This is a genomic window from Sporosarcina koreensis, from assembly GCF_001531445.1.
Lineage (GTDB): Bacteria > Bacillota > Bacilli > Bacillales_A > Planococcaceae > Sporosarcina > Sporosarcina koreensis_C.
In genome coordinates this window covers 66840-79103 of record NZ_LQYA01000203.1, presented here as the reverse complement: position 1 = coordinate 79103, position 12264 = coordinate 66840, and the positions used below count along the sequence as shown (strand labels likewise).

The window sequence follows — 12264 nt, the reverse complement described above, 5'->3', positions numbered from 1 at the left end:
TAACCTCATTTCATGTAAGCATATAATGTCTCCGCCACTTCGTATTTAACGGACTCACAAATATGGAGCGAATATGGACATGTGGAATCGACTTCTTTTTCAATGAATGAGATACTATGCTTTACGGCATCCTCTACTTGTTTACGAATTAATTTATCCAAATCATTGATTCTGGAAGTGTCATCCACACCTACCCATCCCAATTCCCAACTGTTCTCATCTGACTCGTACATAAGACTGAAGCCTGTAACTTTCGAGCCGTTTACCATGACATAACTATGTTCCTCCATCAGCCCATCCATTGCAGCATACCTCCAGCTATCAATCGACAAGGTAGCAACAGGGTTATCGGTATGTGTTTCTGTATACGTCTTTTTACAAAGCTGAATAAAACTGTCCATTCTTGCTACATTCGTACGTATCTCTCCGATTGATAAAAGATGTTCATCGTGCGCTGTTTCACCTTTTAGCAGAGTCGGCTCGATATGTATAATCTCCGTTTTTCTAATCATCTTGAACTGATTTTGGGTTAGAATTTCTATTAATCCATAAAATCTATCGTCCAGCAGGAAAAACAAAGGCTGATCATATTTATTTTCTAGCTCAGCAATCAGGATTTGAAGAGCCTGCTTATCGAATCCATTTAAGACATAAGCAAGTTGGACATATATACAGTTTGGATGCCAAGTAGATTTTTGGGTGGAAGCAACCGCAAATATTTCATCATCATTTTGTACTGAATAAATATCTTTATGGAGTTTGGCGGAAACGCTTCTGTTCATCCGTGACTTTAAATCACTATTCTCCCCAAATACATTGTCGATGAACGTATTAAGTTTGTTCAATACATCCTGATTACTTTTATCCAGCTTACTTATTTCCAATCCAATACTCCTTCCCATCATCACTGCGATTCATAAATCCATAGTCGATGAAAAAACGTCGAAGGGTCGCAAAATCAGGATAAATCTCTTTAAGAATCGCATTTATCTCTTTTTCCAAATATACTTTTCCAACTTCAAATCGCTTAATTATTTCTTGGGCAATGATGTACTTTCTTTTGTCTTTGCTTGGAAACGTATCTAACGGCCCATCTAATCCTTTTCTAAAATAACTTTTCAATACTTTCTCTCGTTCTATTTCTGTAACTTGAAATCTATCTTCCATATCAATCATTCCTTTGCATTTCTCTTTGTTTAATGAATCCAGCTACCTACCATGTCTTGTCCAACTTGTCTGCATAGAAACCAATTGCTCTCTTATAAGAGATGATGTCTGGATCGTTTGAAGTTTGTACTAGGCATGTTAGGAGAATTTCCATTGCCTTTACATGTTCTCCTACGTTATATAATGTCATAGCATAGAACGTCTTCAATGCATTGTTATCAGGGAAACGAGCTAGCCCTCTTTCAAAGATAGCCTTTGACTTTTTATAGCTTCCCAAAGTTCGGTATGTACTTCCGAGTCCAATGATTGCCCCTAATGTATCTTCGTTATTCAAGCCTAGTTGTAGCGCTTTTTCATAATAAGGAACGGCTTCCGCTTCCTTTCCTAATATGTCAAAACTCCATGCACATTGGTAATTAATTTCGGCACTTTTCGGATCATCTTTTGCCATAGCCACCAGCATTTCATTTGATTCAGTGATTTTTCCTTCACTTCGCAGCTCGATCGCTTTAGATAGTTTACTCATGATTGTTCACCCTCTATGTTTTCCTTTACGATTAGTAAATGCTCTTTGGTAAGCTCAAGAAGCTCGAAGCTGTTTTCAGCTAACAATGTTTTTATTCGATCAAATTCCTTCCAAGCAAGTGCAAACTCATCATCTGATATGCTTTGACTGTTAAGTGCAGCTTCTAATTCGTCAATATCTTTCTCTATTATTTCCCCACTAGGCAACACAATCAGATCCAAAAACAAATCATCCATCCATGGCCCATTTGCTGAACAATAGCCATTCTCCCTGCAAATATCGATATACCATTGGACAATTTGGCCGTTTGAATCAAACACCGTCGTCACAGAAAAATGCATTCCATCGGGAAAATGCTGCAACCAGCTGTATCCCTTATCTGCGATGCAAACTGCCCTTCCCTTATATGTCTTGTAAAGAGGCGCAGCTACTTCATTCATTTTAAACAGAGTTACATATCCAGTAAATCGTGGTGTAGAAATATATTTTTCTGCATACTCTCTCTTCACTATCCGCTTCCAATCATATCGACTGCCGTATTTGCGTTTTAGCATCGCTGCTTCACTCTCCGTTCTACATCGGCCTTGCGCTATAGGGAATGAGTTGGCCGACAATTCTTTCATCTCTCATACTCGCAATTTGCTGGATGACACCATTTGAAATTTCATCATTTGTTAGCCACCTGGAAGTTTCTCCTTCGATAACAAAACCCAAGAAAACTTTTTCGTACGTACAATTTCCGGGTATCACAATCTCCTCATCTTCAAAAAACCGACGACTTCCTTTTACATGAATGAGGCGGAACGATCCTGCTTGACTATTCATTTCACAAATCTGCTCGAGCGCCCGATAATTAGGTGTCCAGCTTATGATCAAATCAAATGGTCCCCGCTCGGCAATCGATTTCTCGACTTCTGTATATAGCGCTTCTGAATAAAAATCAACTTGGATTGGAAAGACTGAGTCAGGAGGACTACTTGCCTTCAATTTTTCAAACTTTGCAGCTGTTCGTCCAATGACAGAAACGGAATATCCTTCCTTCGCCAAGAACGTCGATACACCCGCTAGCATGCCTGTGCCACCGATGACGAGTGCGTGATTAGATTTCCTTTTCAATCTCTATCTCTTCCATTTCTAATGAATTCTTTTGCTAACTGGTACGCGGTCACAGTAAACAACTGGGTAATTTCCTTGTTCCGAATCATTTCTCCCATGCTAGCAAAAGGAAAATGTTTTACTTCCAGAACTTCTGTATCATCCAACTCTTGTTCATGTGTACGTTTTGCATCGGTCATTAAAAACGTAATCACCTTATTCGTCTGAGTGGCGGGATTGACCATGAACTCCCCTAGAGGAATCATCTTATGTTCCGAAACATAGCCAGTCTCTTCACGGACTTCACGTCGAATCGCTTCTTCATACGATTCACCTTCTTCCACTTTCCCTGCGGGTATTTCTAAATAAAAATCGTTTCCAGGATGACGATATTGCTCTACAAGAACTATTTCTCTACCCTCTGTCAATACGATTGCGTTTACCCAATCCGCATACTCATTCACGTAGTAATCTTCAATAATTGTTCCATCGGGCATTTGACAAGTGTCTTTCCTCAAATTTCCGAACGGTGATTTATACTTGTATTCACTGTTCATCACTTTCCATTTCCCCAACTGCTTTCCCTCCATTACAGCTTATGTACTTGTTGATGCATGATCCAATCTTCCAATACCTGATTGAATAGATCTGGTTTAGCTACTGGAAAACCGTGTCCAATAGTAGGGACGAAAAAATATTCAAAATGTTCGTTCCCCTCAACAATCTTTCGCACGGATTTCTTCACTAGCCCTTTCTCTTTTTCACCGGCAGTAACTAATATCTGGGCATTACTGTTCGAAATGTTTTCTGGAAGTGAGTACGCCATATTTTCTTTAAGAACGTTAATTAGCGTGTTGGCATTCATTTTCAAGCTTTCTTCATAATATTTTTCGAAGTATTCGCCATCCATGTACATTTGTTTCGCTTGGGCTTTGGCGAAAGTCTTGTTCTTAATAAGCGGAAAAGTCATCTTGATTGTCGGGGAAATGAAAGGGATCATGGACTTCATCGGAATGACAACCGCACTGTTGATCATTGCGGAACGAATAAGGGTTGGTGCAATGCTTATGATTTCTAAACAGATTTGGGCTCCAATCGAAAAACCGATAATATGTACGTCCTTCTCACCTTTTGTCTGCTCGATTAACGTAATTAATTCTAATGCATTTTTACGAATTGAGAAGGAAGTTTCATCACTTCTGTCCCCATGCCCTTGCAATGTGGGAAGCAAACAATGGTACTCATTGAAATAAGCGATTTGCTTGTCCCACATCCATCTACCCACACCGCCCCCGTGAATGAACACGAGGAGCGGACCTTCTTTATTTCCATATTCCATATATTCCTTATACAATTTAATTCCCTCCTCAACTGAACCGCAAAATATGTGTCGTTTCAGAAGCGGAATCGTCGAATGAAAATCCGCCCGCGCGATAAAAAGCATCCGCTTTCGCTGAATCTGTCCGGACTGTAATTTCTTTGAAATGATGGCTCGCGTGCTCAATGATCGATTGCAGCAATAACGTACCGACCCCTTTCCGTCGTGCTTCATCAAGTACATAAAATCGTCGTAGACGTCCCACATCACTTTCTTGCGAAAATGGCGATTGATTAATGCCGCCAATTGCAACTATGGAATCCTCATTATTTTTGACACAGAATAACACTTCACCAGGCTTATTGAATGTATTGGTGCCATCCTCGAATTCACCTACGAGGCGAGTGACGAAACGATAACCCTCTTCTTCACTTTCCTTTACCAACTTTGTAATATCCAATGAATGCAAGTCTTCTACCCGTTCGACAGAGTATTCCATTTGCTTCTCCCCCTCAATTTACATACTTACTAGTACATTCAACAAAATGTTTGAAAAAACCTGCAAACTTAAAAGAAAAGCCGAAATCCTATATCCGGATCCGGCTTTTCTCGTCAATATCGAAATTGAACTCTTAACGTTGCGCTGATAATGATCTGTCCACTTTCTATCGGAGTTGTCATTTGATTGGATTTTGCTAAAGCTTGGAACGGAACTGGCTGTCCACCTTGTTCCACTTCAATTATTTTGACTGGCTGCGGCTCGGTTTGCAGCTGCAATGCATCAGCGATTGTTCGAGCTTTCGTTTGGGCATTCCGCAGAGCCCTGACGATTGCCTCTTGTTTATAACGTTCGGTATCCTCAACAGTGAATTGTATATTCGATACCCGATTCACCCCATTTTCCACAGCCGTGTCAATAACTCGTCCCACTTGTTGAATATCTGTAATTTTTACCGAGATGGCATTGTTTACTTCATATCCTCTGAAAATCTGTTCGCCATTTACATAATCATATTTCGGAAAAATGTTATATGAAACGGTTTGGATATTTTCTCGCGGAATGCCTAAGCGTAAAAGCGATTGGATGACGTTGTTCATATCGGTTGCATTTTCCCGTTGTGCTTCGCTCAGTTGTTCATTTACCGTGACAACCTCCAATTGTACTGTTGCGATATTCGGCTCAATGAATATATCTCCGTGGCCGACTACGGTAATTAAACGATTTGGCGTTCTTATTTGTTGATGGTATGGATAATACATATTATCCCTCCTAGTCTTTTACTCTTTTTCATGATATGCAAAATTGGATAGGAAAATTAGTATAGATGCCATCGCTTAGGCGCCTATCATCTTTAAAAGCAAAAAAGCTGTCACAGAAACCCACTTTCTGGACAGCCCCTCTATTCCCTATAAAATTTTACTGAAAAAAGCCTTGGTTCTTTCATGTTTCGGATTCGAAAAGATTTCATCAGGCGTCCCTTCTTCAACAAGCAAGCCTTGATCCAGAAATAATACCCGATCTCCCATTTCCTTCGCGAACCCCATTTCATGAGTGACAACGACCATCGTCATCCCTTCGATTGCCAGCTGCTTCATGACATCCAGCACTTCTTTCACCATTTCTGGATCCAATGCAGATGTCGGCTCATCGAATAGCATGACCTTCGGCTTCATTGCAAGCGCCCTTGCGATGGCAACCCGTTGCATTTGTCCGCCGGATAATTGCTCCGGGTAGGCGTTTGCCTTATCGGACAGACCCACTTTCTCTAGAAGTTGCATCGCCAATTCTTCCGCGTCTTGTTCACTCATTTTACGGATTTTAATCGGGGAAATCGTAATATTATCGATAACCCGCATATGGGGAAACAAGTTGAATTGTTGGAAGACCATCCCGACTTCCCGCCGAATATCATTAATATCCGTTTTCGCGTCATTGATTTTTACGCCATCTATAAAGACTTCCCCCGCAGTAATTTCCTCAAGAAGGTTGATGCATCTCAAAAACGTACTCTTCCCAGATCCACTCGGACCGATGACACAAATGACTTCCTTCTCTTTAATGTCGTAGTCTATGCCTCTTAGCACATCCAATTGTCCAAATGATTTATGCAAATCCCTTACTTTTATCATCGCAATCCCCCTCCTGGCTCCGAACGTCTCATTGAAAAAATAGACTTTCTTGAGGACGGGACATAGCTATTGCTGAACCTATTTTCGATATAAGTGATGAGTTTCCCACAGATAAATGTCAAAATGAGATAAAGGACGGCGACCGTTAAATACGGCTCCCAAAATCTAAAATAAGCTCCTGCAACAATCTTTCCTGCATACAGCAAATCAGTCGCAGCGATAACCGTAACAAGTGAAGAGTCCTTCAACAAAGCAATCAATTCATTGCCAAGCGGCGGGATCATCCTTCTGAATGCTTGCGGTAGAATGATCAATTTCATGGCGGTGTTATGGGGCATGCCAAGCGAACGGGCAGCCTCCATCTGCCCTTTGTCGAGCGATTGAATTCCAGCGCGAATAATTTCCGCGTTATAGGCAGCACTGTTGAGCATTAATGCCAGCGATCCCGACACAAAAAATCCTAATGAATGTCCAAACATACTAGGGATCAATGCGGTATGAATCAATAGGATTTGCACTAATAATGGAGTTCCCCGGAAAAAATCAACATACATTTTTGCTGGATAATGGATCCACTTCCGTTTTGATAGTTTTCCTATCCCCACGATCAATCCTAAAATGAATCCGCCTACATAACCCACAGCGGTCAAACCAAGAGTTACCCAAATTCCTCGGATGAAAAGCTCTCGGTAGCTCCAAATATTTTCGAACATATCAATACGTAAACCTAAAAACTCCACATTCATCACCTCCAAGATGTGTGCAGTTGTTGCGTAAAGGACAACAATTACTCCAAGTCTTGGTCAGTGATTTCTTTCAATTTTCCATTTGCTTTGATCTTTTCAATTCCCTCATTTAATAAATCCACAATTTCCTTATTTCCCTTTTTCACCATAAGTCCGTAATATTCCTTCTCAAAGCTATCATCCTCAACCGTTTTTAATTTGACTTTGGGATTCTGCGCCTTGTATTCAATGATAACCGCATTGTCACCGACAGCAGCATCTGCATTTCCATTAATCATTTCACTTATGGCAAGAGGCATTGTTTCAGGAGCGACAATATTTTTGCTTGTCATTCCTAAAAGATCTTTGACAACCTCATGTCCAGTCGTATTAATTTGAACAGCAACTTTTTTGTCCTTTAAATCTTGAAAGCTTTCAACATCGGAATCCTCTGGAACAAGAATCAATTGATTCGCTACAAAATAGGGAGTAGAGAAATCATATGATTCCTCTCTATCCGGCTTGATTGTGATAGATGAAACAGCGAAATCAATTTCTCCATTTTCCAATGCAGGAAATAAAGGTTCCCAACCCAAGTTCTTTATCTCAACTTCAAAACCTGCAGCTTCCGCGACAGCATTGACGATATCGATGTCAATCCCTACAATATTTCCTTTTTCATCCATAAACTCCATCGGCGCATATGCCGCATCCGTTCCGACAATTAATTTCCGTTTACCAGTTGTATCATCCCCACCAGAACTGTTCGTCTTTGTAGAACCCGCGCCGCATCCGATTAGAAAAATCGATGTGCACACTAATGTGATGCCGATCAGAAAACGTTTTACTGATTTCTCCATCTTAACTCCCCCTTGTTTCTACCAATTAACAGAATTGATTGATACTTTATTAGATTATATACGAAAACGCTTTCATTCACAACTGAATATTTCCAATTGATAGTCGAGAGCGAAATTTCAATCATACAGAAACAGAAAAACTGCTCCGTCATCCTCTTTCGATAAACGGAGCAGTTTTTGGTTTTAGAAGATTGGCAGCGTAACAGCCACCATCAATAAGAATAGTATCGCAATATAATTGACGGAGTAGATGAACATCACATATGCCCATCTATCGTCATCCTTCGTGAAAAAGCCGCGAATGGAGACAATCAAGAATCCGACATTCAAGATTGTTGCGAGCACGATGAATACCATTCCTAACGATCCCAAATAAAACGGCAATGGAAGCAGGCATGCAATGTAAACGAACATTTGACGCTTCGTCATCTTAAATCCGCGAACAACCGGCAGCATCGCTACATTCGCCGCTTTGTATTCATTGTACTTCCTCATTGCAATTGCAAATGTATGCGGCATTTGCCAAATGAATAAAATGATGAAAAGCATGATCGGTACCATATGCCAGGACGGTGCAATTGCAGCCCATCCTATCATCGGCGTCACGGCCCCTGAAACACTTCCAATGACCGTATTCAATGTGTATTTGCGCTTTGTCCACATCGTATACATGATCACATATGTGAACCAACCGATGAATGCGTAAATCGCAGCTTCCATCGTCGTGAACAGCAACATGACCATGCCTATCGCCGACAAGGAAATCCCAATTCCCAAAACGGTATTCAATGAGATATTTCCGGTTACGGTCGGACGTTTTTGCGTTCTTTTCATGACCGTGTCGATGTCAACATCATACCAATTATTTAGAACAAGCGCCCCACCCATCAAAATCGTACTGCCAATGATTGTCAGCCAAAACAGTTTGCTGTTCGCAAACAGGGAGCCCCCTGTGAAATGAAGGGCAAGCCAAAAGCCGACAAATACGGGCAGTGCATTGGCAATCAAAACAGGCGCTTTAAATAGGGATTTCAAATCCGCAATCAACGTGCCCGATTTTTGATCATCTAAAACATTTTCAGTATAGGTAATTTTAATATCCTTCGTCATATCTATATACGCTCCTCAGAGGTATTTCCCCAATGTATCATCCTTCCCATCATATCATTTCATCTGCAATAATTTAAAGATTTACGGATTTTTCTTTGGAAATTCATAGGTTTTCCCTTTGGTTTGACACAATTTATTCAAAAGTCAAAGGGACTCGTCAGGATTATGAAACCATAACACCTACGATTAAGAAAAATAAGAAAATGAACACATAAAATATGAAGACGATCGCGAGCATTCCAGCTGACACGATTAAATAGGCTTTTGCAAAAATGTTTCGTGGATCTTGTTTATCCGTAGCCCAAATAATTAACATAACAAGTCCTACAATCGGAATAAATAGGAGAACTAACGTCAAAATCCAATCCTTCAATGTCATCTGTTTTTCTGTCTGCATCCTTTCACCCCCTTTACCGTACCTGTTTTGCTTATAAATGCTTATACAGTAGCGATGGACGACAAGGAGAAGGAGTAAAGCCTCCTTAATCATATAAAAAACAGCGGATGCAATTCAACCCGCCGTTTCATTTATTTCCCATTCTGTTCACTCAATGGTTCAAATGTAACCATTGAAACTTTTGATATACGCACTTTCTGCCCTTCTTTCAACTGTACTTGACTTTGGGAGCCTGTCAATTCCCCTCCCATCATTTCAAATAGTTGAGGGTCTTTTCCTTCTTCAAAAATTTGTACATAGCCATACCCATAGGGGATGCTGATTGTATACGTACCCGGCTCAATGTCCAACCCGACATCCCATATGCCTGCGGTCAACTCGGTGGAAAGCTCTGTCTTTACAGGTTGTATCGTTACCGTATTATATCCACCGTCAAATACAATAGAAAAAGTTGAATCGATATCAACGGTTAATGTAGGCACACCGGCTTTTTCCCCTACGATTTCCTGAACGATCAAGTTATCATCATTATCGTATATATAAATATTCCCTGATGGATAACCGGTCAATGCGTATCTTCCAGTCTCAATATTTAGCTTTGCTCCTTTTTTTGTCGGCATCGGGCCGTACGTTCTTTTTGCTTCTTTATTACTCCGATCGACCGTCGTGAAAATTGCCTGATGAACCGTTCCGATGATTTCATCTCTTGTCGTTCCTATAATTTCATAGTTTTCTGCGTATGCGGTAATTTTGTTCGATCTGGTTCCTTGTAAATTATGACAACCTGATAAGAGCAACATGGAAATAATAATCAAAGTTAATATGCCCTTGTCGTCAAATCGATTTAGCATAATATTTCTCATAAAACTCCACCGTTCCCATTGGTCCGATTGTCATTTCCTTATTATAGTTAAGCATCCGGCCCATCCATTTTATTTGTTCCGATTCACTCATCCCACCTATAGGAATGCATAATAAGTAATTGGCTATATACATATGGCCGGGCGGCAAATCCCGTACCGCTTGAAGCAATTCATACTGTTCAACACTTACTTCCACTTTAAGGAATGTTTCGTTTTCAGCCGTAAATTTTTGTTCATGTACAAACTTTCCATCTTTCAAAAAAAGAACTCTGTCTGCGTAAAGATCCAAGTTTGCCAACAAATGCGAAGCGACAAATATGAGCTTATCCTGCTTCATTTCCATTAAACACTCTGAAATGAGCGCGACATTCTCGACATCCAGACCATTCATCACTTCATCCATCAGCATAATCGGCGTGTCGGCCGCCATCATCATCGCGAAGCATAATCGTTGCCGCATCCCTAATGAATACGTCTGAACTTTCCGTTTCACATAATGCCCCATATGAAGACGCTCGATGATGGTGGGCACATGCTTCGTCGATCCTTTCCACATATTTGCGTACAGTTTCATATGATTGACGCCAGACAACTCTTCAAATAAGTCCTTTTGTTCGGGGAATGTCGCCAACATACGATGGATGTGCAATTCTTCCTTTTCATTCCGGTACGTATATTTCCCATCAAAAAACACATGTCCGGAATCGGGTTTCACAAAGTTCGCCATCACATTGAACATCGTCGTCTTACCTGTTCCATTTGGCGCTGCAACTCCGATAATTTCTCCTTTGTCCGCTGTTAAATCTAATGAATCTAACACCACTTTATCATTATAGGCAATTGATACATTCGATAATTTCAGCATCATCTTCCCCAGCCTTTCAACTTGATTTTATTGATACTGTTTCCACCCTTTGAATATGCATTAGCTTATTTCTTCCATATAAGACGGAGATGACAATCAAATTAAGGACGATAAGCCAACTATACGCATGCTTGAAATCAAGTTCTTCAATTCCGAATTCCTTAGCCGCTTCCCCGCTTAGAACGGCGCCGATATCAATGAATTTCAATGGATAGAGCCAATTCGTCTCCAATCCGGCAACTAAAAGAAGTTGTGGGGAGAGCAATACAAATAAGATGATGACAATTGCCGCATACAAGTTTTTCGTCACAAGATTAACGAATAGGAACGTGAACAAAAGTAATAGGGCAATTAATCCAAATGCGACGAACATGTAAAACAAATAGCGCAGCATGGATACTGCGATAAAATCCGCGTCCTGATAAATGAGAACAGGAGTCCTAAAATCTCCCCACCCTGTTTTTCTCGATACATAATAACCTCCTATTACTATACTTGCAGATAGGAAGAGCATAATTTGCACGAAATGGACCCCTACCTTACTAAATGCTTTTTGCATGAACGAAACAGGAAACCCGAACAAGACGGAAGGATGAAGTTGATCATTTACAAGCATGCTGCTTCCCGAAAACAATACGAGCAGGCAAAACATGACTCCGCTTATGAGGCGCAATGCCACTGGTAAGTAATTGCTAGCCTCAAATGGATCTTTGATGAGGGAGAGTTCATGCTCTATGTGATACCGAAACAGTGCATTTTCTTTTAGGATTTCGTCAACTGGTACAATATACTCCTTTTGAATCCCTTTATTTCCTCGTCGATGCAAATCAAGACGCAATTCATTCAGCTGAAGTCCTGCATCAAAAAACTTGTGAAAATTAGGTCCTGCACTAAAATACCCTTGAGAGATTCCTTCGTTCCGTAAGTAAAGTCTTTGCATGTTAAGCAATGAAGATTGTTCTATCAAAATGGCCCGAATTTCTTTTCCTTCTTTCGTTTGCCAAACAGAACCCGGAAACTTATCCAAAATCTTAGGAAAGTTCTCAGCTTCTTCATTCTTTTCTTCCCTTATGTCAATCAAATCCAATTGACTGTAATGTGAATAATAAAGCGGAAAAAAGAGGATCAGTGCAAGTCCTAACAACCAATTTTTTTTATTTAATAGTAATAGTCTTGTTTCAAATAATAAATATTTCCAAAACATGATT

At 40.3% G+C, this 12264-nt stretch carries 17 protein-coding genes; all 17 read right to left on the bottom strand.

Annotated features, from left to right (window positions below):
• Positions 1 to 5 precede the first annotated feature (5 nt).
• On the bottom strand, positions 6 to 884 hold the full coding sequence (locus AWV70_RS19185; RefSeq protein ID WP_060210137.1) for a hypothetical protein: 879 nt from the start codon (positions 882 to 884) through the stop codon (positions 6 to 8).
• Positions 871 to 1167 (bottom strand): DUF2087 domain-containing protein, encoded by a 297-nt coding sequence (locus AWV70_RS19180; RefSeq protein ID WP_060210204.1) that lies wholly within the window; start codon positions 1165 to 1167, stop codon positions 871 to 873. The genes AWV70_RS19185 and AWV70_RS19180 overlap by 14 nt, the downstream gene beginning before the upstream one ends.
• 46 nt (positions 1168 to 1213) lie before the next feature.
• Positions 1214 to 1693: a tetratricopeptide repeat protein gene (locus AWV70_RS19175; RefSeq protein ID WP_414714851.1), complete on the bottom strand. Its 480-nt coding sequence runs from the start codon at positions 1691 to 1693 to the stop codon at positions 1214 to 1216.
• Positions 1690 to 2247, bottom strand: a complete 558-nt coding sequence (locus tag AWV70_RS19170) for a DUF402 domain-containing protein (RefSeq protein ID WP_060210135.1) — start codon at positions 2245 to 2247, stop codon at positions 1690 to 1692. Before AWV70_RS19170 ends, AWV70_RS19175 begins: the two co-directional genes overlap by 4 nt.
• Positions 2248 to 2266: 19 nt before the next feature.
• The gene (locus tag AWV70_RS19165; RefSeq protein WP_060210134.1) at positions 2267 to 2809 is read right to left on the bottom strand and encodes a hypothetical protein; all 543 of its coding nucleotides are present in this window, start codon (positions 2807 to 2809) and stop codon (positions 2267 to 2269) included.
• On the bottom strand, positions 2806 to 3363 hold the full coding sequence (locus AWV70_RS19160) for an NUDIX hydrolase (RefSeq protein ID WP_235588764.1): 558 nt from the start codon (positions 3361 to 3363) through the stop codon (positions 2806 to 2808). The genes AWV70_RS19165 and AWV70_RS19160 overlap by 4 nt, the downstream gene beginning before the upstream one ends.
• A gap of 14 nt (positions 3364 to 3377) precedes the next feature.
• Positions 3378 to 4142: an alpha/beta fold hydrolase gene (locus AWV70_RS19155; protein WP_153010056.1), complete on the bottom strand. Its 765-nt coding sequence runs from the start codon at positions 4140 to 4142 to the stop codon at positions 3378 to 3380.
• A gap of 13 nt (positions 4143 to 4155) precedes the next feature.
• On the bottom strand, positions 4156 to 4605 hold the full coding sequence (locus AWV70_RS19150; protein ID WP_060210132.1) for a GNAT family N-acetyltransferase: 450 nt from the start codon (positions 4603 to 4605) through the stop codon (positions 4156 to 4158).
• Between the two features lie 113 nt (positions 4606 to 4718).
• Positions 4719 to 5366, bottom strand: a complete 648-nt coding sequence (locus AWV70_RS19145; RefSeq protein ID WP_060210131.1) for an SIMPL domain-containing protein — start codon at positions 5364 to 5366, stop codon at positions 4719 to 4721.
• Between the two features lie 147 nt (positions 5367 to 5513).
• Positions 5514 to 6236, bottom strand: a complete 723-nt coding sequence (locus tag AWV70_RS19140) for an amino acid ABC transporter ATP-binding protein (protein ID WP_060210130.1) — start codon at positions 6234 to 6236, stop codon at positions 5514 to 5516.
• Complete coding sequence (locus AWV70_RS19135) at positions 6233 to 6949, bottom strand: amino acid ABC transporter permease (protein ID WP_414714852.1); 717 nt, start codon at positions 6947 to 6949, stop codon at positions 6233 to 6235. The genes AWV70_RS19140 and AWV70_RS19135 overlap by 4 nt, the downstream gene beginning before the upstream one ends.
• A gap of 74 nt (positions 6950 to 7023) precedes the next feature.
• Positions 7024 to 7821: a basic amino acid ABC transporter substrate-binding protein gene (locus AWV70_RS19130; protein ID WP_060210128.1), complete on the bottom strand. Its 798-nt coding sequence runs from the start codon at positions 7819 to 7821 to the stop codon at positions 7024 to 7026.
• A 183-nt stretch (positions 7822 to 8004) separates the two neighbouring features.
• A complete protein-coding gene (gene cyoE, locus AWV70_RS19125; RefSeq protein ID WP_060210127.1) occupies positions 8005 to 8931 on the bottom strand; it encodes a heme o synthase in 927 nt (308 codons plus the stop codon).
• Between the two features lie 163 nt (positions 8932 to 9094).
• Entirely contained in the window at positions 9095 to 9328 is a 234-nt protein-coding gene (locus AWV70_RS19120; RefSeq protein ID WP_060210126.1) for a hypothetical protein, read from the bottom strand.
• Between the two features lie 131 nt (positions 9329 to 9459).
• Positions 9460 to 10191 carry a hypothetical protein gene (locus AWV70_RS19115; RefSeq protein ID WP_060210125.1) on the bottom strand — a complete coding sequence of 244 codons (732 nt, stop codon included), beginning with the start codon at positions 10189 to 10191 and terminating at the stop codon, positions 9460 to 9462.
• The gene (locus AWV70_RS19110; RefSeq protein ID WP_235588762.1) at positions 10163 to 11059 is read right to left on the bottom strand and encodes an ATP-binding cassette domain-containing protein; all 897 of its coding nucleotides are present in this window, start codon (positions 11057 to 11059) and stop codon (positions 10163 to 10165) included. Before AWV70_RS19110 ends, AWV70_RS19115 begins: the two co-directional genes overlap by 29 nt.
• A 13-nt stretch (positions 11060 to 11072) precedes the next feature.
• Positions 11073 to 12260 (bottom strand): hypothetical protein, encoded by a 1188-nt coding sequence (locus AWV70_RS19105; protein WP_060210123.1) that lies wholly within the window; start codon positions 12258 to 12260, stop codon positions 11073 to 11075.
• Between the last annotated feature and the right edge of the window lie 4 nt (positions 12261 to 12264).